The 21,345-nt window shown below is 71.6% G+C and carries 14 protein-coding genes and 1 other RNA gene; 6 read left to right on the top strand and 9 right to left on the bottom strand.

Annotated features, from left to right (window positions below; all coding sequences use genetic code 11):
- Positions 1-532 precede the first annotated feature (532 nt).
- The 5 genes from ssrA to ftsE form a co-directional block, all read right to left on the bottom strand.
- Positions 533-927, bottom strand: a transfer-messenger RNA (tmRNA) gene (ssrA, locus tag ACZ4UV_RS51300).
- A gap of 93 nt (positions 928-1,020) precedes the next feature.
- Complete coding sequence (gene smpB / locus ACZ4UV_RS51295) at positions 1,021-1,563, bottom strand: SsrA-binding protein SmpB (protein WP_390042511.1); 543 nt, start codon at positions 1,561-1,563, stop codon at positions 1,021-1,023.
- 76 nt (positions 1,564-1,639) lie between these two features.
- Complete coding sequence (locus ACZ4UV_RS51290) at positions 1,640-2,809, bottom strand: S41 family peptidase (protein WP_467850026.1); 1,170 nt, start codon at positions 2,807-2,809, stop codon at positions 1,640-1,642.
- Between the two features lie 68 nt (positions 2,810-2,877).
- Entirely contained in the window at positions 2,878-3,795 is a 918-nt protein-coding gene (ftsX, locus tag ACZ4UV_RS51285; protein WP_351486726.1) for a permease-like cell division protein FtsX, read from the bottom strand.
- A gap of 22 nt (positions 3,796-3,817) precedes the next feature.
- Positions 3,818-4,507 (bottom strand): cell division ATP-binding protein FtsE, encoded by a 690-nt coding sequence (ftsE, locus tag ACZ4UV_RS51280; RefSeq protein WP_294011361.1) that lies wholly within the window; start codon positions 4,505-4,507, stop codon positions 3,818-3,820.
- Positions 4,508-4,764: 257 nt separating this feature from the next.
- On the opposite strand from ftsE, the gene ACZ4UV_RS51275 reads away from it, so the two are divergent.
- Entirely contained in the window at positions 4,765-4,959 is a 195-nt protein-coding gene (locus ACZ4UV_RS51275) for a hypothetical protein (protein ID WP_089106595.1), read from the top strand.
- Between the two features lie 110 nt (positions 4,960-5,069).
- Here ACZ4UV_RS51275 and ACZ4UV_RS51270 read toward each other — a convergent pair whose 3' ends face one another.
- From ACZ4UV_RS51270 to ACZ4UV_RS51255, 4 genes are all read right to left on the bottom strand, one after another.
- Complete coding sequence (locus tag ACZ4UV_RS51270; protein WP_467850010.1) at positions 5,070-5,855, bottom strand: hypothetical protein; 786 nt, start codon at positions 5,853-5,855, stop codon at positions 5,070-5,072.
- Positions 5,856-6,158: 303 nt separating this feature from the next.
- A complete protein-coding gene (prfB, locus tag ACZ4UV_RS51265; RefSeq protein WP_390639514.1) occupies positions 6,159-7,265 on the bottom strand; it encodes a peptide chain release factor 2 in 1,107 nt (368 codons plus the stop codon).
- Between the two features lie 512 nt (positions 7,266-7,777).
- Positions 7,778-9,013, bottom strand: a complete 1,236-nt coding sequence (locus tag ACZ4UV_RS51260; RefSeq protein ID WP_390042505.1) for a serine/threonine-protein kinase — start codon at positions 9,011-9,013, stop codon at positions 7,778-7,780.
- A gap of 124 nt (positions 9,014-9,137) precedes the next feature.
- A complete protein-coding gene (locus tag ACZ4UV_RS51255) occupies positions 9,138-10,877 on the bottom strand; it encodes a serine/threonine-protein kinase (RefSeq protein WP_467850002.1) in 1,740 nt (579 codons plus the stop codon).
- Positions 10,878-11,295: 418 nt separating this feature from the next.
- Between ACZ4UV_RS51255 and ACZ4UV_RS51250 the strand changes: the two genes are divergently transcribed.
- The 5 genes from ACZ4UV_RS51250 (at position 11,296) to ACZ4UV_RS51230 (ending at position 21,258) form a co-directional block, all read left to right on the top strand.
- Entirely contained in the window at positions 11,296-15,033 is a 3,738-nt protein-coding gene (locus ACZ4UV_RS51250) for an FHA domain-containing protein (protein WP_467850039.1), read from the top strand.
- A gap of 256 nt (positions 15,034-15,289) precedes the next feature.
- The gene (locus ACZ4UV_RS51245) at positions 15,290-16,666 is read left to right on the top strand and encodes an ABC transporter substrate-binding protein (RefSeq protein WP_467850000.1); all 1,377 of its coding nucleotides are present in this window, start codon (positions 15,290-15,292) and stop codon (positions 16,664-16,666) included.
- A 7-nt stretch (positions 16,667-16,673) separates the two neighbouring features.
- Positions 16,674-18,005, top strand: a complete 1,332-nt coding sequence (locus tag ACZ4UV_RS51240; protein ID WP_467849996.1) for a carbohydrate ABC transporter permease — start codon at positions 16,674-16,676, stop codon at positions 18,003-18,005.
- A complete protein-coding gene (locus ACZ4UV_RS51235; protein ID WP_351486702.1) occupies positions 18,002-18,841 on the top strand; it encodes a carbohydrate ABC transporter permease in 840 nt (279 codons plus the stop codon). Before ACZ4UV_RS51240 ends, ACZ4UV_RS51235 begins: the two co-directional genes overlap by 4 nt.
- Positions 18,842-18,996: 155 nt before the next feature.
- A complete protein-coding gene (locus tag ACZ4UV_RS51230) occupies positions 18,997-21,258 on the top strand; it encodes a bifunctional glycosyltransferase/CDP-glycerol:glycerophosphate glycerophosphotransferase (protein WP_451019150.1) in 2,262 nt (753 codons plus the stop codon).
- Positions 21,259-21,345 lie beyond the last annotated feature (87 nt).

Genomic DNA, 21,345 nt, shown 5'->3' with positions numbered 1-21,345 from the left:
CGCGCTATGAAAAACGCGCATACATCTTCCTCGGCACCGTCACCGTCGCAGCCCTGGTCATCTGGCTCCGTTCATGATCGCCCGGACACTGCCTAATGGCCACCCGCTGGGTCCTGCCGTTGAAGACGACCTCGAAGATCGTCCGGCCGGCCAGGGGACGAGTCGTTTGAGACGGCCGGCTTTTCGTGCAAGGGGCATGACAAGCCCGGATCTGGAAAGCAAAAGAACACCCCGTTTTCCCTGAGGAAGGCAGGCGGGGGCCTCGCTCGAAGAGGTGACGTGTGCCCGCGGCGGCGGTCAGGACCGCCGGCTCCTCCCCATGGCGACGATGTTCCCCCGGTCGCTGATGGTCGTGCGCGGGAGCGGAGGGGTCAGCTCAGCTCGGTGCGCGCACCAGACTTTAGTAAACCCGTGTGATCTTTGTGAAGAGTTTTTGACCGGCCGGGATCAATCTTCACACGGCTGCTCCGCGGCCCGCGCGTACGACGAGGGCCCGGTGGTCTGTGACCACCGGGCCCTCGCAACATGGAGATTGTGGAGATGGCGGGAATCGAACCCGCGTCCAACGGTGCGGAACCAGGGCTTCTCCGTGTGCAGTTCGCTGTGATTTTCTCGGCCCCGGCGATCACGCGAACAAGTCGCCGACGGGCCCAGTCACTGTTTGATTTCCCTCTTCACCCCGTGACCGGGATCAAGGTTTAGTCCCCTAGCTGATGCCAGGATCCGGGTCGGGAACAGCCCCGGGCTGACACTCCCATTAAGGAGCTATTCGATCACTACCTAATTAGGCAGCGAGAGCGAAGAGCTCGGGAGAATCGCTCTTGGAATTGGCGATTATTTGTTTCGGCCTGTGGTTTACGAGATCATGGCCGCTTTCTCGACACGCTTCCCCTGCCTCGACATCCGCTGTCGAAACCGATCATCCCCATGTTGATTTTTCAATCTTCACACCAGCTTCCGCCGGTGTTGGTGCCATCGTACGTGACCAACGCACGCCGATGCCACTACATTCCCGCGCCCCTACGCGCCCCGCTGCCGCCGCTTCGCCGCCGCGATCGCGCGGTCGCTCTCCCGGCGGTCCTGCTGCTCGCGCAGGGTCTGCCGCTTGTCGTACTCCTTCTTGCCCCGGGCGAGCGCGATCTCCGCCTTGGCCCGGCCGTCCTTGAAGTACAGGGCGAGGGGCACGATCGTGTGACCGGTCTCCTGGGCCTTGGCCTCCAGCTTGTCGATCTCCTCGCGGTGCAGCAGCAGCTTGCGCTTGCGGCGCACCGAGTGGTTGGTCCAGGTGCCCTGGCTGTACTCCGGGATGTGCGCGTTGTGCAGCCACGCCTCGTTGCCGTCGATCTGGACGAAGCCGTCGACCAGCGAGGCCCGGCCCTGCCGCAGCGACTTCACCTCGGTGCCGGACAGGACGAGACCGGCCTCGTAGGTGTCGATGATCGCGTAGTCGTGCCGCGCCTTCTTGTTCTGCGCGACGATCTTGCGCTTGCCGCCCTTCTCGCCGTCCCTGGCTTTGGCGGCCGTCCCCTGCTGCTTCTGCTGGGACTCTTTCGGTACGTACATTCCCTTGGCCATAGTGCCGTCCATTTTCGCACTACGGAGGGGGTGCGGGGGAAGCCGATTTGCGGGGTTCCGCGGGTTACGACGGGTCGCCGAGGCCGCTCAGGACCGTCTCCGCCCGCTCCAGCGCCCCGGAGGACACGTCCAGGTCGGGGGTGATGCCGCGGCCGTCGACGGTGTGACCGGACGGGGTGCGGTAGTGGCCGACGGTGAGCTCGGCGACCGAGCCGTCGGGGAGGCGGGTGGGCATCTGGATGGAGCCCTTGCCGAAGGTGCGGGAGCCGAGGACGACCGCGCGGCCGCGGTCCTGGAGGGCGCCGGTGAGCATCTCGGCCGCGCTCATCGTGCCGCCGTCGACGAGCGCGACCAGGGGTCTCGCGGTGTCGCCGCCGGGCTCGGCGTGCAGGGAGCGCTCGACGCCGTCGACGTCGTAGGTGGCGACCAGGCCGCCGTCGAGGAAGGCGGAGGCGGCGGTGACGGCCTCGCTGACCAGGCCGCCGGAGTTGCCGCGCAGGTCGAGGACGATGCCGCCGTCGGCCGGGGCCTGCCGGACGGCGGTGCGCACCAGCTCCCCGGAGCCCCTGGTGAAGGCGGAGACCTTGATGACGGTGATGCCGGCGGTCAGCTTGCGGACGGTCACCGAGTCCGTCGACAGCAGCGCCCGGCGCAGGGTCTCGCTCCACGCGCGCGTGCCGCGTTCGAGACCGAGGGTGACGGTCGTACCGGCGCGGGCGTCGGTGGCGTCACCGCGCAGTAACGAGACGACGTCGGTGACGGGCCGCCCGTCGACGTCCTCGCCGTCGATGCTGCGCAGCCGGTCGCCCTTCCTGATCCCCGCGGCGGCCGCGGGCGACCCGGCCTGCACCTTGGTCACGTCGATCCGCCCGTCCGCCGAACGCCGGGTCCACAGCCCCACGCCCGTGTACTGGCCGTCGAGCGCTTCCTCGAACTCCTGGTACTCACCCTCGGAGTAGACCGCGGCCCACCGGTCCCCGCTGCGGCTCACGGCCCGCTCGGCCGCCTCCACGGGGGACTTGCCGTCGGCCATCGCCTCGGCGGCGGCCTTCGCGACGTCCTCGTGCCCGGTGGCCGGACGGGCGGCCCCGGTGGGCGTCTTCCGGTCGGACTGCCCGGGGTCCGGAAACGCCCCGGTGGCCGCCCCGGTCACCAACAGCCCTGCAAACACCAACGTCAGAGCCGCCCCCCGGCGAACCCGGCGGGGCTGACAGAACAGCTCTCGGCCTGACATGCCGGTGAGTCTAGGACAACGCAAGAGGGCCGCACGGGCTGTTGCCCGTACGGCCCTCTTGGCATGCGTCACACCTTCAGGTACTTGCGCAGCGCGAAGAACGCGGCAAGCGCGGGCATCAGAAGGCTCGTTGCGAGGATGAGCGGGAGCTTGGTCAACACCGCGTCCCAGCCGATGAAGTTGATCAAGTTCAGCTTGTGGGACAGGTCCAGGCCGTGATCGATGATGAAGTATCGCGCGATCACCAGGAATCCGCAGGCGACCGTGCCGCCGATCAGGCCGGCGACGGCGGCCTCCGCGATGAACGGGGCCTGGATGTAGAAGCCTGAGGCGCCGACCAGGCGCATGATGCCGGTCTCGCGCCGACGGCTGAACGCGGAGACGCGCACCGTGTTGACGATCAGCATCAGGGCGACCACCAGCATCAGGGCCATGACCATGCGGGCCGCCCAGTTCATGCCGTTGAGCAGGCCGAAGAGGTTGTCGAGGATGCCCTTCTGGTCCTGGACCGACTGGACCCCGTCACGGCCGTCGAAGGCGGTCGCGACGACCTGGTACTTCTCCGGGTCCTTGAGCTTGATCCGGTACGACTCCTGCATCTGGTCCGGCGTGAGGGAGTCGGCGAGCGGCGAGTCGCCGAACTGCTCCTTGTAGTGCTTGTACGCCTCGTCCTGGGACTCGTAGGTGACCTTCTCGACCACCGACATCTTGCCGAGGTCGGCCTGGATCTGCTTCTTCTGGTCCTCGGTCACCGCGCCCTTGGCGCAGTTGGGGTCGGACTCGGCGTCGCTCTTGTTGCAGAGGAAGATCGAGACGTTGACCTTGTCGTACCAGTAGCCCTTCATGGTGTTGACCTGGTCGCTCATCAGGAGCGAGCCGCCGAAGAGCGCCAGGGACAGGGCGACCGAGACGACGACCGCGAAGGTCATCGTCAGATTGCGGCGGAGACCGACTCCGATCTCCGACATTACGAACGAGGCACGCATGGCGTCGGGTTATGCCTTTCCGTCAGTGCTGGTAGCCGTAGACGCCGCGGGCCTGGTCGCGGACGAGTCGGCCCTTCTCCAGCTCGATGACGCGCTTGCGCATCTGGTCGACGATGTTCTGGTCGTGGGTGGCCATGATCACGGTGGTGCCGGTCCGGTTGATGCGGTCCAGCAGCTTCATGATGCCGACCGAGGTCTGCGGGTCGAGGTTGCCCGTGGGCTCGTCCGCGATCAGCAGCTTGGGCCGGTTCACGAAGGCACGCGCGATGGCCACGCGCTGCTGCTCGCCGCCGGACAGCTCGCCGGGCCTGCGGTCCTCCTTGCCGCCGAGCCCGACGAGGTCGAGGACCTGGGGCACCGACTTGCGGATCTCGCCCTTCGACTTGCCGATGACCTCCTGGGCGAAGGCCACGTTCTCGGCGACCGTCTTGTTGGGCAGCAGGCGGAAGTCCTGGAAGACCGTCCCGAGCTGGCGGCGCATCTGCGGCACCTTCCAGTTGGACAGCCGGGCGAGGTCCTTGCCGAGCACGTGCACCTGGCCGTGGCTGCACCGCTCCTCGCGGAGGATCAGCCGCAGGAAGGTGGACTTTCCGGAGCCGGAGGACCCCACGAGGAAGACGAACTCGCCCTTCTCCACTTCCAGGGACACTTCCCTGAGTGCGGGGCGGGTCTGCTTGGGGTAGACCTTGGAGACATTGTCGAATCGGATCACGGATGCACCACGGGTCGCCGGGGGTAGATGAGCGTGACCATACGCGAGTCGGGTGAGGTAGCGCAGGCGCCGGTCACGGTTGGGTGAGGCTTGTGCAGTTTTGTTCCGGGGCAGTCCCTCCGGAACGCCCAGGAGTGCCGGGTCGAGGTCTGCGGACGGCCGCGCTCTTTCCGGGGGAACCTGGCACAGTGGGAGGGGAACGTTCTCGTTCCGCGGAGCGTTGTGTGGGTAATGGCGGGTGCAAGGAGGGCGAGCGCATGACGTACGACCGGTTGGTGTGCGCGAACTGCGCGGCGCCCGTGAGCGAAGGCCGGTGCCCCGTGTGCCGCGCGAATCGCGAGCGTCTTCAGCAGGAGAGTTTCCTCGGCGGTCTGAACCCGATGGCGCTCATCGGGCTGCTGGCGGTACTGATCGCCGCGGTGGCGCTGCTGGCGGCCCACCAGACCGCGTAACGAAGCTCACACGCGAAGCTCACCCAAGAGCCACCGAAGGGCCCTGAGCCGCTGCTCAGGGCCCTTCGTCCGTTGCGCTACGGATACGCTCCGTGAGCGGTTGCCTACCGTCAGGCGGCAGCGCCGCCGCGGCCGCCCACGAGGCGCGGCAGGATGCGGAAGCCGATACCGCCGGCGATCATCGTGGCCGCGCCGACGAGGAGGAACGCCGTCTGCCCGGCACCCGTCTCGGCGAGCTGCTTGCCGCCACCCTGGGCCTCGGTGTTCGAGGACCCGGTGTCGGTGAGCGCGGAGGTGCCGGCCTCCTGGGCGGAGGTGCCGGAGTTACCGTCGGTGCCGGTGCCGCCGGAGGTCGAGCCGCCGGTGGACGAGCCACCCGTGGTCGACCCACCGGTCGTCGAACCGCCGGTGGACGAGCCACCCGTGGTCGAACCGCCGGTGTCGCTGCCACCGGTGGACGAACCACCCGTGGTCGACCCGCCGGTCGTCGAACCGCCGGTGTCGCTGCCACCGGTGTCGGAACCGCCGGTGTCACTGCCACCGGTGTCGCTGCCGCCGGTCGTCGAACCGCCGGTGTCCGTGCCACCCGTGTCCGTGCCACCGGTGTCCGTGCCACCGGTGTCGGTGCCACCCGTGTCGGTCCCACCGCTGTCCGTGCCGCCGGTGGTGCTGGTGCCACCGTCGTCACAGGTCGGGTCCACGACGATGTCGCAGGGCGCGCCGCCCGTGCCGCCATCGTCGTCGCCGGTGTCGACGGTCGCGCTGACACCGCTGTCGGTCACGCTCACGCCGATGTCCAGGGCGGAAGCGGCGCCGGCGGCCGTGAGAGAGGCGCCGGCTGCGATCACTGCGCCGGCGGCTATCCGCGCGACACGGAGACGCGTCTTCTTCGTCATATGGTTGCTACCCCCAGTAGCTGATCGTCTGTGCGGCGGCGCTCGGGGCCGGTGCTCGACGGAGACAGCTACGAATGTTCAAGGCCCCCGGTTCACATGCGCCCCAGAGATACGCATGCCACACTTCACCCTTCCCATTTTCCAAGAGCACGTCAAGGCCGTTGCGCGCGCGATGTCCAGTTGCGCACCCAATGCCGGGAGTTGAAGTGTGTGAGTGTGACGTAAAACCCAGACATACGAGAACTGCCGCCACGGGGGCGGCAGTTCCAAGTCGATCGACTCGCCGTGGGCAAGTCGACAAAGTTACTTCTCCTGCTGCTTGCGCCAGCGAATTCCGGCCTCCAGGAAGCCGTCGATCTCGCCGTTGAACACGGCCTCGGGGTTGCCGACCTCGTACTCGGTCCGCAGGTCCTTGACCATCTGGTACGGGTGCAGCACGTACGACCGCATCTGGTTGCCCCAGGAGTTGCCGCCGTCGCCCTTGAGGGCGTCCATCTTGGCCTGTTCCTCCTGGCGGCGCCGCTCCAGGAGCTTGGCCTGGAGGACGTTCATCGCGGTGGCCTTGTTCTGGATCTGCGACCGCTCGTTCTGGCAGGAGACCACGATTCCGGTGGGGAGGTGCGTGATGCGCACGGCGGAGTCGGTGGTGTTGACGCCCTGGCCGCCGGGCCCGGAGGACCGGTATACGTCGATCCTGAGCTCGCTCTCGTCGATCTCGACGTGGTCGGACTGCTCGACCACGGGGAGCACCTCGACACCGGCGAAGGAGGTCTGGCGGCGGCCCTGGTTGTCGTACGGCGAGATGCGCACGAGGCGGTGCGTGCCCTGCTCCACGGAGAGGGTCCCGTAGGCGTACGGCACCTGCACGGCGAAGGTGGTCGACTTGATGCCGGCCTCTTCGGCGTACGACGTCTCGATGAGCTCCGTCTTGTAGCCGTGCTGCTCGGCCCAGCGCAGGTACATGCGCTGCAGCTTCTCGGCGAAGTCGGCGGCGTCGACGCCACCGGCCTCGGCACGGATGTTGACGAGCGCCTCGCGGGAGTCGTACTCCCCGCTGAGCAGCGTCCGGACCTCCATCTCGTCCAGCGCCTTCTTGACGGCGGCGAGTTCGGACTCGGCCTCGGCACGGGTGTCCGGGTCGTCCTCCTCGTCGGCCATCTCGAAGAGCACGGCGAGATCGTCGATCCGTCCGCGCAGCGCCTCCGCCTTCCTGACCTCGGCCTGGAGGTGGCTCAGCTTGCTGGTGATCTTCTGCGCCTCGTCCGGGTTGTCCCACAGGGACGGCGCGGCCGCCTGCTCCTCGAGCACGGCGATGTCTGCCCTCAGCTTGTCGAGGTCCAGAACGGCCTCGATCGACTCCATGGTCGAGGAGAGGGACTTGAGCTCTTCGGATACATCGACGACTGCCACGCCTCCAGCGTAACGGCTCCGCCAACCGAGGATGGCCGACGGGCATCCCCGCACGTTCGGGTCCGAGCCGGGTCCGGGGCCCGGGCCCCGCGACGGCGGGCCTAGGGCCTACCGAGCCAGGCGGACGCCCGATTCCCTCCGGGATCCGGGGCGGAGCCCCGTGGCGGCGGCCTCGTGGCGGCGGCCTCGTCGCCCTACCGAGCCAGGTGGACGTCCATTTCCCCTCGGGGTCCGGGGCGGAGCCCCGCGACGGTGGACCCACGTCCCACCGAGCCGGGCGGACGCCCACTTCCCCTCGGAGTCCGGGGCGGAGCCCCGCGACGGTGGTGGACCCACGTCCCACCGAGCCGGGCGGGCGTCCGCTTTCCTGTCGCGGGGTCCGGGGCGGAGCCCCGTGGCGGTGGGTTTGGTGCCTACCGAGTCGGGTGGGCGGGTGGGCGGGTGGGCGGGTGGGCGGGTGGGCGGGTGGGCGGGTGGGCGGGTGGACAGAAACCGGCGGAGCCACCGGCAGGTCACGGCGTCGACGAGCTGTGCGTCTCCTGCGGCGGAGCCGAGTCGTCACCCGACGACGCCAGCCACGCGCCGACGCCGACCGCCGCCGCCACCGCGACCCCCGCCACCGCGAACGTCACCCTCCGCCGCCGCGCCGCCACCCGATGCCGCGCCGACCCCGGCCGCGGCGCCCCCGACGCCCGCGGCGCCCGCGCGGTGCCCCGGGCGCCGCCCGCCAGCTCGTCGGGGCCCGGCACCCGCATCGACGTGTGCGTGTCCCGGTTGGAGTCCGGCTTCGCGCCCGGCACCAGGGAGACGGCCCCCCGGCGCCGTACCCGCTGCTCCTCCGCGGCCGGAGCGGCGGCGGTCGCCGGGTCCTCGGCCTCCTCCGGCGTCTCCGTCTCCGGCTCGTCGACGTCCAGCGGCGGCATCCCCGCCAGTATCGGCAGCTGCTCCCGCAGCCGCGCGGCCAGCTCGGAGGCCCGCAGCCGGGAGGCGGGCGCCTTCGCCAGGCACTGGACGAGCAGCTGCCAGAGCTCCTCGGGGATGCCGGGGAGCGGGACGACGGTCTCGGTGACGTGGCGGCGGAGCACCGCGCCGGGGTGGCCGCCGCCGAACGGGGTGAAGCCCGCGAGGAGCTCGTAGAGGACCGTGGCGAGCGCGTAGATGTCCACCGACGCGCGGGGCGGCAGGCCCTCGACGATCTCCGGGGCCAGGTAGTCCGGCGTGCCGATGATCTTCGTGGCGCGGGTCCGCTTCGGGGAGTCGATGAGCTTCGCGACGCCGAAGTCCGTCAGCAGGGCGGGGTGGGAGCCGCCGGGACCCAGCGGGCCCTGCATGTCGAGGAGGACGTTCTCCGGCTTCACGTCACGGTGGACGACCCCCGCCGCGTGCGCCGCCGCCAGCCCGTCCGCGACGTCCGCGACGATCGCGACGGCCGCCTCGGGCGCGAGCCGCCGCTCCCGGTCCAGGCGGGTGCGCAGATCCGTGCCCCGGACCAGGTCCATGACGAGGGCGAGGTCGTTGCCGTCGACGACGAGGTCACGGACGGACACCACGTGCGGGTGGTCGAGGCCCAGCAGTGCCGTGCGCTCCTGCACGAAGCGGCCCACCAGCTCCTCGTCGGACGCGAGGTCCTCGCGCAGCAGCTTGATGGCGACGGGCCCCTCCGGCCCCTCGCCCAGCCACACCGTGCCGGCGCTGCCCCGCCCCAGGATCTGGTGGGCGGTGTACCGGCTGCCGATCTTCCGTGCCAAGGCTGCTCCTACAGACGCGTGTTGCCGACAAAAGTACGCGTCCGAGTAGCCAACCTTCACCACGGAGGCGGAAATCACCCGCCAGGTGTCGACAAATCCCCAAACTCGCGGTCGGTTCCCGCGGTCAGTTGCCGGAGCCGTTGCCCAGGTCGCCGATGAAGTTGCTGACCGAGTGTGCCCAGTGGCTCAGCTGGTTCCAGTAGCCCCGGCCCTGCCCGACCCACGTGTGCACCGGGGTCAGGTCCCAGATCAGCCAGCCCGCGACGAACAGGATGACGACCAGGAACAGGCAGCCCTTGAGGCAGCCGAGCCCGGGGATCCGCATCGGGTTGGCGCTGCGCTGCCGCGGCTCGCGCGGGGCCCGCTGCTGCGGCTCGGCGGGCGGCGCGTAGCGCTGCTGGGGCTGCTGCGGCGGCGGGGCGTACTGCTGCGGCCGACCGCCGCCGTATCCGGCGGGCTGTTGCTGGCCGTAGCCGGCCGGCTGCTGGCCGTAGCCGCCCTGCCCGCCCTGTGCGCCGCGCGGCTGCGGCCGGCGTACCGGCTGCTGCTGCGGGGCCTGGCGCGGCGGCGGCTGCTGCGGCCGGGCCACCTGGCGCTGGGGGCGGCGGCGCAGTGGGTCCTCGCCCGGGTCGAGGTACTGGACCTGGGTCTGTTCGTTGCGGTCGCGGGCCGCGCGGAGCTGGGTCTGCCAGGGGTGCGGCTGCTCGGGCTGCTGCTGGCCGGGCTGCCCCGGCTGGCCGGGCTGTCCCTGGGGCATCGGGGGCATGACGGCCGTCGGGTCGGCGGCGCCGGTGTTCGGCAGCACGGCGGTCGGGTCGGCGGCGCCGAACGGCCCCGGCTGGCCGGTGTGCGGCAGGACGCTGGTCGCGGCGTTCGGGTCGTACGCGCCCGTCGGCGTGCCCGTGTTCGGCAGCACCTGGGTCGGGTCGGCCGCGCCCGGCACGGCGGCCGGTGCCGGGTCGGGGGCGAGCAGCGCGCCGACGCCCTCGGCCGCCGCGATCTGCGCGGAGTTCGCGTGCACGCCCACGCCCTCGGCGACGACCCGCAGGCCGCGCGCGAGGTTCTCGGCGCTCGGGCGGTCGTCGGGGTTCTTGCGCAGGCAGCGTTCTATGACCGTCCACAGCGGGTCGGGGACGGTGGAGGGGCGACGGGGCTCGGCGCTGAGGTGCTGGTGGAGGACTTCCAGGGCGCTGCCGCCGGAGAACGGCGGGCGGCCGGTGACCAGCTCGTACAGCAGGATGCCGGCGCCGTAGATGTCGACGGCGGAGGTCTGCGGCCGGCCCTCGGCGGACTCCGGGGCGACGTACGCGGGCGTGCCGACGAACTCGTGGGTGCGGGTCAGGCCCGGGGAGTCGGCGAGGCGGGCGATGCCGAAGTCGGTCAGCATCGGGTGCATCTGGCCGTTGTACTGCGCGAGCAGCACGTTGGCCGGTTTCAGGTCGCGGTGCACCACGCCGTCGGCGTGGCTGGCGGCGAGCGCGTCGGCGACCTGGGCGGTGAGCAGGGCGGCGGCGACGGGCGTGAAGGGGCCGCTCTCGCGCAGGTAGCGGTGCAGGTCGGGGCCGTCGACGAGGTCCATGACGAGGGCGAGGAGATCGCCCTCGACGACCAGGTCGCGGACCCGGACGATGTTGGGGTGGGTGAGCCGGAGCAGGACCGAGCGCTCCCGCAGGAAGCGCATCACGATGTCGGGGTCGCTCGCGAGCTCTTCCTTGAGGACCTTGATCGCGACGGTCTCGCCGGGCTGGCCGGGCACGGCCGCCTCGGCGCCCGCGGTCTCCCGCTGGCGGGCACGCCAGACGGTCCCGGTGGCGCCGCGTCCCAGCGGCTCCTCCAGGAGGTACTTGCTGCCTACCGGCCGCACGTCATGCGCTCCCTGCTGCTTGCTGAATGTCTCCGACCCATGTGTCCGACCCACTGTAGTGCCGTGGTGCCTGGGACCGGGCTGTCGTCCGGCTGTGCTTTCCCCTCCCCGGTAGGCAGCCGATAAGCGTCCCGACGTATCCCCATACGTTGGCGTTCCGGCCTGCGTTCGATGGAAAGACGCTTGCTTCGGTCCACTGGTTGCCGGGGCCGGACGTGACCGATCTCAAGTGATCGCCCGCACGGTATTGGTCAGGCACTTTTGGGGGCAGAGCTGACCAATCAAGATCACTTACCATCGGGGCGTGGGCGCGTTGTCAGTGGCAGGTGCGAGGATGCGCTTGACAGCAGAACTGGCCGACGTGCTCGTGGTGGTGGGGGGAATTCCCGCGCCCGCGCAGAAGGGACCGCTGACGGCGATGCAGATCCGGCTGACCGTCGTAGACCCGCTGGGCCCTGCCGCGCAGCGGGGCCGGCCCCTGAGCCGCGACGTGCTGGTGACGGCGCCCTCGGGCACGGACCTGGCCGCGGTGGCGTCGGGGCTGGCCTCGGCGGTCACCGGGGACGGCAGCCTGGGCGGCCGTGAGCCCAGCGGCGCCCCGGTCGTGCTGTACGCCGGGACGGAGCGGCTGGACGCCCGCCGCCGCATCCTGGGCGAGCCCCCGCTGGTCGACGGCGCCGTGCTGTCCCTGGGCGCGCCCGCGGCCCCCGAGCCGCACCCCGAGCTGGACGACGCCCCGACCCAACTGCACGTGATCGCCGGCCCGGACGCGGGCGGGGTCCACCTCCTGCACGGCGGCCAGATCACCATCGGCCGCTCCGCTGACGCCGACGTCCCGCTCGACGACCCGGACGTCTCCCGGCTGCACTGCGCGGTCACGGTCGCCGCCGACGGCCGGGTCTCGGTCGCCGACCTGCACTCCACCAACGGCACGGCCCTGGACGGCACCCGCGTCACCGACCGCCCGGTCCGCCTCACCCCGGGCTCGCTCCTGCGCATCGGGGAATCGGCCCTGCGGCTTACGCCGTCCGGGGGGCCGGGGGCCCGGGTCGGCACGGCACCCGACGGAGAGGGGTGCGTGCGGGTGCTGACGGGCGGCGAGGGGGCCGACGGCGACGGTTCCGCCGCCGTCGGGGGCGGTACGGCCGCGCCGGCCGACCGCACCCACCACGCCTACGGCACGGCGGGCTGGGGAGCCGCGGGCGGGGCCGCCGGGAGCCACGAGCACGGCTCGATGGAGCCACCGGTCGTACCGGCACAGGGGGACGCACCGAGGATCGAGAGCCGGGGCGGGCAGCTGGTGGCCGGCCGTGGCGACGGACCGCCGTGGACCGGGCGGGCAGGCGGATCCCCCACCGGGGACGGCGGGCACGCGGGCGGGTTGGCGTCGTCGGCAGGGCAGCGGACCGAACCGCCGTCGGCCGAGCGCGGGTACGACGGTGACCGGCACGGCTACCCGTCGACCGGGAATCGCGGCACGCTGCCGGGCCCGCGCGGCGCTTCCGCCGCCGCGCACGGTTCGGGCGCCGCATACGGCCCCGACGCGGCGCAGGACCCCGGCACCGGCCCCGGGTCCGCCGTCAAGCACAGTTCAGGCGACACCCACGCCGGCCGCTCCGGAGTGCTCGGCGATCGCCCGGCCCCCTCTGGAAGTGCCGGAGACGTAGGAAGCGGCCGGAGTTCCACCGGCGCGGCAAGCACCGCCCCCGGCCCGGCCCCCGCCGACGGCGGCACCCTCGCCCACGACCCCGCCGACGCCCCTGCCCCCTCCGGCAGGCGCAAAGGCACCCCCCTCCGCGGTACCGAAGCCCCCGCCCTGCCCGGCGCCCGCAGGCGCGGCGGGCTCGGGGCCTGGGCACGGCGGCTGGCCGGCGGGCGCGGTGAGCCTCCGTCGGCCGCCGACGACGAGACCGCGGCGGAGGACGGCGGTGCCGGGTCCGCCGATGTGCCCGCCCAGCCGGAGACCTGGCCCGACCCCGCCGCCGTGCTGCTGACCGCGCTCGGCCCCGGCCCCCGCCTCTGGGAGCGCGCCCCCGGCCACCCCGAGGCACTCACGGTCCGGCTCGGCACGGCCGACCGCCCGACGCCCGACGGCTCGGGCCTGCTCCCCGCCGTCCCGGTCACCGCCGATCTGCGCGAGGCCGGTGCCCTCGGCCTGGCCGGTCCACGCACCCGCCTGGCCGGCCTCGCCCGCGCGGTCCTGGCCCAGCTCGCCGCACTGCACTCGCCCGACCTGCTGGAGATCGTCCTGATCAGCGCGGACCGGGCCCGCCCCCTGGAGGAGCGCACGGCCGAGTGGTCGTGGCTCGGCTGGCTCCCGCACGTCCGCCCGGGGCACGGCCAGGACTGCCGCCTGCTGCTGGCCTACGACCGCGAACAGGCGGCCGCGCGTGTGGAGGAACTGCTGCGGCGGACGGAGGAGCTGTCGGCCCCCCGCAGACCGGCCACCCCGTCCGACCGCCCCGCACCGGTCCCCGCCCCGGCCCGTACGGCAGCGGACGCCGCGGCGGCCCCCGAAGCCGCCAAGGGCCCCTCCTGGGCCCGTCACGACCCGGGCGCCGACGGCAAGGACGGCTTCCCGGGCCCGTACACGGTCGTCGTCGTGGACGGCGATCCCGGTGGCTCCGCGCTGCGCGACGCGGTGGCGCGGCTGACCGTGGCCGGACCGCGGGCCGGAGTGCACGTCATCTGCCTCGCGGAGACGGCCCCCACCTCGCCCACCTCCCCGGTCGACCAGACCTACGAGCAGGCGTGCGCGGTGACGCCGACGTTCCGGGAGTGCGGGGCGGTGGCCCTGCTGAGCGGCGACGTGGCGACGGCGCTGCACCTCATGCGGGTCTCCGCCGGCGTCCGCACCGGCCACGCCGGTTCCGCCGGCCCGGTCGGCCCCGGCACCCTGGCCGCGGTGGACGCGGTCTCCCCCGCCTGGGCCGAGCGGTTCGCGAGGGCGCTGGCCCCGCTGCGCCCCGACGGCCCCGGCGCCGACCGGCGCACGCGCATGGCCGCCCCGCTCCCCCAGTCCGCCCGGCTGCTGGACGAGCTGGGGCTGGCGAGGGCCACCCCGGCCTCGCTGATGGCCCGTTGGGCGGACGCGGCCGACGACACCGAGTCGCTGGGCGGCCGGGCCCGGGCGGTGCTCGGCGCCGGACCGCGCGGCCCGCTCACCGCCGACCTGGTGGCCGAGGGACCGCATCTGCTGATCGAGGGCCCGCCCGGCAGCGGTCGTACGGAGCTGCTGCGGGCGGTGGTCGCCTCGCTGGCCGCCGCCGAGCGCCCCGACCGGCTCGGGATCGTCCTCATCGACGGCCGCGACGGCGTCGGCACGGGCGCCGGGCACGGCGAGGGACTGCGGGTCTGTACGGACATACCTCATGTCACGACCCACCTGACCGCCAACGACCCGGTGCGGATGCGGGAGTTGGCGCAGTCGCTGAGTGCGGAGCTGAAGCGCCGGGCCGAGCTGCTGGGCCGTTCCGACTTCACCGGCTGGCACGCGCGGCGGGAGATCTCCGGCCGTATCGTCCCGCAGCGCGCCCGCCCCGCAGCGGGCGCCGCCGACATAGAGGCCCCGCCGAGTTCGACGCTCCGCCTGCGCCCGGCGGCCGGTGCCGCGGCCCGCGGGGGGGCGGAGGCACCGCCGCCCCCGCTTCCCCGGCTCGTGGTCGTGGTCGACGATCTGGACGCCCTGGTCTCCCCCGCGCTCGGTTCACCGGGCCGCCCGGCCGCCGGTTCCGTGATGCGGGCGCTGGAGGCGGTGGCGAAGGAGGGCGAGCGGCTCGGCGTCCACCTGGTCGCGGCGGCCGGCGCCGGCGGCCGCACGGCGGAGACGGAACCGGCCCGGCAGGCCACCCTGCGCATCACCCTGGACACCCCGGCCGGCGGCCCCGACGAACCGGCGCCGGGCCGCGGCCGTCTGACCACCCCGGACGGCCGCACCACGGCGTTCCAGACGGGCCGTGTCACGGGCCGTATCCCGCGCACGGCGACCCAGCGACCCACGGTGGTCGCCCTCGACTGGCACCGTATGGGCGACCCCCCGGCCCGCCGCCCGATCCGCGAACTGGGCAACGGCCCCACCGACCTGGCCCTGCTGGCGAGCGCGGTGGAGAGGGCGGCGAAGGAGGTCTCGGCGGCGGAGGTTCCATCGCTTTTGTGATCAGGGGGCGCTGTCAGCCCGTCCGGGGGTGCCCCCTCTGGGGGAGTCTGAGGACGAGGCCGTCCAGGCCGAAGCGGGGGCCCGGGGGCGGCAGCCCCCGGTGACGCCCGCACCGACACCGGCCACCGATCACAACGCGATCACGATCCCCGCCGCTGACCTGTCGGCCTACTTGCCGCGTACGCGGCCCCCGCGTACACCGGAGCGCACGGGACACAGTTCTGACGTTCAACGAGGAACGACGAACGGGGAAGTGATGCGCGTCATGAGCAACACCATCCGGACACACAGGGCCCTCGCCACACTCGCCGCCCTGCTAGCGGGATCCCTCGCACTCACCGCGTGCGGAAGCAGCGACAAGAAGTCCGACGGCGACACCAGCACCGGCGCCACCGAGACCAGCACCCTCAGCCTCCCCAAGCTCGACGGCACCACCCTCGAAGTGGCCGCCGTGTGGACGGGGCAGGAGCAGAAGAACTTCAAGCAGGTACTCGCGGAGTTCGAGAAGCGCACCGGCGCGAAGGTCACCTTCGTGCCCGCCCAGGACCCGATCATCAACTTCCTGGGGTCGAAGATCGCGGGCGGTCAGCCGCCGGACATCGCGCTGCTGCCGCAGCCCGGCGCGATCAAGCAGGCCGTGCAGAAGGGCTGGGCGAAGCCGCTGAGCGCCGACACGATCACGGAAGTGCAGAAGAACTACTCGCAGGGCTGGCAGGACATCGGCAAGGTCGGCGGGAAGCAGTACGGCGTCTACTACAAGGCCGCCAACAAGTCGCTGATCTGGTACAACGCGAAGGTCTTCGAGAACGCGGGCGCCAAGGAGCCCAAGACCTGGCAGGACCTGCTGACGACGGCGCAGGCGGTGTACGACTCGGGCGTCACCCCGTTCTCGGTCGGCGGCGCCGACGGCTGGACGCTGACCGACTGGTTCGAGAACGTCTACCTCTCCCAGGCGGGCCCGGAGAAGTACGACCAACTCGCCCAGCACAAGATCAAGTGGACCGACCCGTCGGTGAAGCAGGCGCTGACCACCCTGGCCCAGGTCTGGGGCAAGAAGGGGTACGTCGCGGGCAACGCGTCGGGCGCACTGCAGACGGAGTTCCCGGCCTCGGTGACCCAGACCTTCACCGGCGGCGACCAGCCGAAGGCGGCCATGGTGTACGAGGGCGACTTCGTGCAGGTCAACATCGGTGAGACCAAGGCGAAGGTGGGCACGGACGCCAAGGTGTTCCCGTTCCCGGCGGTCGGCTCCACCGCCCCCGTGGTCTCCGGCGGTGACGCGGCGGTCGTCTTCAAGGACTCCAAGGGCGCCCAGGCGCTGGCGAAGTTCCTGGCCTCCCCGGACGCGGCGACGATCCAGGCGAAGCTCGGCGGCTACCTCTCGCCGAACAAGAGCGTGCCGAACTCGGCCTACCCGAACGAGGTGCAGCGCACGATCGCCAAGTCCCTGATCGCGTCCGGTGACGACTTCCGCTTCGACATGTCCGACCAGGCCCCGCAGGCGTTCGGCGGCACCCCGGGCAAGGGCGAGTGGAAGGACCTCCAGGACTTCCTGCAGAACCCCACGGACGTCGCGGGCACCCAGGCGAAGCTGGAGAAGGACGCGGCGGCCGCCTACGGCAGCGGAAGCTGACCCGGCGATGGCCGCACCCTCGACCACGGCCCCCGCTCCACCGGGCCGCCGCAGGAGCGTGACCGGCACCCGCAGGAGCGTGGCGGTTCTCTTCCTCCTCCCCGCCCTGGTGCTGCTCGGCGCGCTCGTGGTCTACCCGATCGGGTACTCGCTGATCCGCAGCTTCTACAACGCGAACGGGGACGGTTTCGCCGGCTTCGACAACTACAAGGCGATCTTCACGGACGACAGCATCCGCACCGCCGTGAAGAACAACGTCATCTGGGTGGTGTTCGCGCCGACGGTCTCCACGGCCCTCGGCCTGATCTTCGCGGTGCTGACCGAACGGGTGCGCTGGAGCACGGCGTTCAAGCTGGTCGTCTTCATGCCGATGGCGATCTCGATGCTGGCCGCAGGGATCATCTTCCGCCTCGTCTACGACCAGGATCCGAACAAAGGGGTCGCCAACGCGGTCTGGGTCGGCATCCACGACACCTTCGCCCAGTCCTCCGCGTTCCCGAACGCCCACCCGGGCCGCGAGTCGCCCCTCAGACCGGACCAGGGCGGCTTCATCACCACGGCCACCGTCCACACCGGCCGGACCGTCACCCTCCCGCTCGTCGGCGTCGCCCCCGACCAGATGCCCGACGGCGCCAGGAAGGCCGTGGCGGCCAAGTCCGACCCTGGGAAGATCACCGGCACCACCTGGCAGGACTTCACCCGCGGCAAGGGCGTCGGCAAGCTGGGCGCCCCCGACCCGTCCGAGCTCGGCTACGACGGGATGCGTATCGAGGCGGTGAAGAACGGCGAGGTGGTGGCGTCCACCAAGGCCGCGGCCGACGGCACCTTCACCCTGCCGGCCGCCGCCGACGGCGCCCAACTGCGGCTTCCGGCAAGCAACTTCAAACAGCCCTACAACGGCGTCGACTGGCTCGGCCCGACCCTCGTCACGCCGGCCGTCATCGGGTCGTACGTCTGGATGTGGGCCGGCTTCGCGATGGTGCTGATCGCGGCCGGGCTGGCCGGGGTGCCCCGGGAACTCCTGGAGGCGGCGCGGGTCGACGGGGCGTCCGAGTGGCAGGTGTTCCGCAAGGTCACCGTGCCGCTCCTCGCACCGGTCCTCGCGGTGGTCACCGTCACCCTGATGATCAACGTGCTGAAGGTCTTCGACCTCGTGTACATCATCGCGCCGGGCTCCTCGCAGGACGACGCGAACGTGCTCGCCCTGGAGCTGTACCGGAAGGGCTTCTCGGAGGGCCAGCCGGGCATCGCGAGCGCGATCGCGGTGTTCCTGCTGCTTCTCGTCATCCCGGTGATGTGGTTCAACGTGCGTCGGCTGCGGCGGGAGGAGCGGCGATGAGCTGGCTGCTGGAGAAGATCAACGGCGGTCTGGTGCGCGTCTTCCTGATCGTCGTCGCGCTGTTCTGGCTGGTGCCCACCATCGGGCTGCTCGCGTCCTCCCTCAGGTCCCCGGAGGACATGAGCGCGAACGGCTGGTGGCACGTGTTCGCCAAGCCGTCCCAGCTGACGTTCGACAGCTACCAGAAGCTCCTGGAGAACGGCGACATCACCAACTCCCTCTGGAACACGGTCCTGATCACCGTCCCGGCGACGGTCCTGGTCGTGATCATCGGGGCGCTGGCCGGTTACGCGTTCGCGTGGATGGAGTTCCCGGGCCGGGACTGGTGGTTCCTGGTCGTGGTCAGTCTCCTGGTCGTGCCCGTCCAGGTGGCGCTGATCCCGATCGCCGAACTCTTCGGCAAGATCGGCCTGTTCGGGACGATCTTCGGGGTGATCCTCTTCCATGTCGGCTTCGGGCTGCCGTTCGCGGTGTTCCTGCTGCGGAACTTCTTCGCGGAGATCCCGCGCGAGCTGCTGGAGGCGGCCCGCCTCGACGGCGCCGGCGAACTGCGGCTGTTCACCCGGGTGGTGATGCCGCTCGGCGGGCCGGCGATCGCGAGCCTCGGCATCTTCCAGTTCCTGTGGGTGTGGAACGACATGCTGGTCGCGCTGGTGTTCACCAAGTCGGGCACCCAGCCGATCACGGTCGCGCTCCAGACCCAGGTACGCCAGTTCGGCAACAACGTCGACGTGCTCGCGCCCGGCGCCTTCATCTCGATGGTGATCCCGCTGGCCGTGTTCTTCGCGTTCCAGCGGCAGTTCGTGACGGGGGTGATGGCGGGCGCGGTCAAATAACCCCGTAGGAGGCATCGAAAGAGGGCGGGCCGGCCATCGGCTCGCCCTCTGCCGTTCACGTACGGTCACTCACATGACGTAACGAACCGTAACCGAATCACTCCATTGGCCGTTCCCGGGCAGAACGCCCGCGCCGACCGACCCATGGATGTGCCTTGCCCAGGTTCAGTGTCATCGTCCCCGCGTACCAGGTCCAGGCGTATCTGGCCGAGTGCCTGGACTCGGTGCTCTCGCAGTCGTACCCCGATCTCGAACTGATCGCCGTGGACGACTGCTCGCCGGACGCCTGCGGCACGCTCATCGACGAGTACGCGGCCCGGGACGCGCGTGTGAAGGCCCTGCACCTGCCGGAGAACCAGGGCCTGGGCGGCGCCCGGAACGCGGGGATGGCGCAGGCGTGCGGCGACTACCTGCTCTTCCTCGACGGCGACGACACCCTCACGCCGGACGCGCTGCGGGCGATCGCCGACCGGATCAAGGAGACCGGCGATCCGGACGTGCTCGTCCACGACTACGCGCGGACGTTCTGGACGGGCCGGGCGGAGCGCAACAAGGTCGCGCTGCACCTGACCGAACAGGGTCCGGCGCCTTTCCGGCTCGACGACCGGCCCGGTCTGCTGCGCGTGCTCATGGTGGCCTGGAACAAGGCGTACCGGCGGGAGTTCGTCGAGGAGAACGGCTTCGCCTTCCCGCCCGGCTTCTACGAGGACACGCCCTGGACCTACCCGGTCCTGATGGCCGCCGAGTCGATCGCGACCCTCGACCGGGTCTGCGTGCACTACCGGCAGCGGCGGCGGGGCAGCATCCTCGGCACCACCAGCCGCCGGCACTTCGACATCTTCGAACAGTACGACCGGGTCTTCGCGTTCCTCGCGGAGCGGCCCGAACTGGCGCACTGGCGGCCGGTGCTGTTCCGCCGCATGGCCGACCACTTCACCACGGTGTTCACCAGCCGGGACCGGCTTCCGAAGGGCACCCGCGGGGAGTTCCTGCGCACGGCCCGCGCCCACTACCGGCGCCATCACGCGCGGGGCTCGAACGTCCCGCTCCGCACCCGCCTGCGCCACGCCCTCGTCCACTACGGCCTGCACCGCACCTACCGCGCCCTCCAGTCGGCGATGTCCGTCCGCCGCCGCGCCGTCAAGGCCGGCGTGAAGTCCGTCCGCGGTCTGCGCTCGGCCCTGCTCCAACTGCACTACCGCATCCAGCTGCGCCTCCCGCTGCGCGCCGACCGCGCGGTCTTCGCCGCCTACTGGAACCGCGGCCACGGCTGCAACCCGGGCGCGCTGGAGGAGGCGTTCCGCACCCACGCCCCGCACATCCGCACCGCCTGGATCGCCCGCCCGGAACACCAGCACACGATCCCGCCGGGCCCGCGCCGGCTGCGGCCGGGCACCTTCGGCTACTGGACGGCGCTGGCCCGCTCCAAATACCTGGTCAACAACGTCAACTTCGACCGGCGGCTACGCAAGCGCCCCGGCCAGGTGTTCGTGCAGACCCAGCACGGCACCCCGCTCAAGCACATGGGCCTCGACCTCCAGGAACACCCGGCGGCCGCCGCCGGCATGGACTTCGAGGAGCTCCTGCGGGGCGTCGACAAGTGGGACTACGTCCTGTCCGCCAACCGCCACACCACCCTGACCTGGGAGCGCGTCTACCCCGGCGGCTACCGGACCCTCGAGTACGGCTACCCGCGCAACGACGTCTTCCAGCAGGCCACCTCGGCAGACGTCACCCGGATCCGGGAGTCGCTCGGCGTCCCCGAGGGCGCGGTCGCCCTGCTGTACGCCCCCACCCACCGCGACTACCGGCGCACCCAGCGCCCCGCCCTCGACCTGGACCGGATCGTGCGCCGCCTCGGCCCGCGCTTCGTGATCCTGGCCCGCGCCCACTACTGGCACGGCGGCCCGCTCGCGTCTAGGGACCGGGTGATCGACGTCAGCGACCACCCCAGCGTGGAGTCCCTCTGCCTGGCCGCGGACGCGCTGGTCACCGACTACTCCTCGCTGATGTTCGACTACGCCAACCTGGACCGGCCGATCGTCGTGCACACCGAGGACTGGGACGCCTACCACGCGGCCCGCGGCACCTACTTCGACCTGCGCTCCAGCCCGCCGGGCGCGGTCGCCCGCACCGAGGACGAGCTGATCGACATCTTCGCCACCGGCCACTGGCGCGGCTCCCGCTCCGCCCAGCTGCGCGCCGAGTTCCGCGAGCGGTTCTGCCGGTACGACGACGGACGCGCCGCCGAGCGGGTCGTACGGCATGTGGTGCTCGGCGAGACGGCCGGGCTGCCGGAGGTCGTCCCGCTGGAGCAGCGGCACCCCGTGCCCTCGGCGGCCTCGGGGCTCACCCACTCCCCGTTGGCCACCGTTCCGCAACCTTCCGGACATCTGCCCGTCACCGAGAGCCGCTGAACGCCGTTTGCCTTGCAGGGAGTTCTCTCATGCCCCCCAACACCTCGCGGCCCACTCCGTCCCGGCCGTCCACCTGGCGGCCGACGG

Source organism: Streptomyces sp. NPDC028289 (assembly GCF_055565975.1).
The sequence above is the reverse complement of the archived record's forward strand: the minus strand, read 5'-3'. Positions and strand labels throughout refer to the sequence as shown.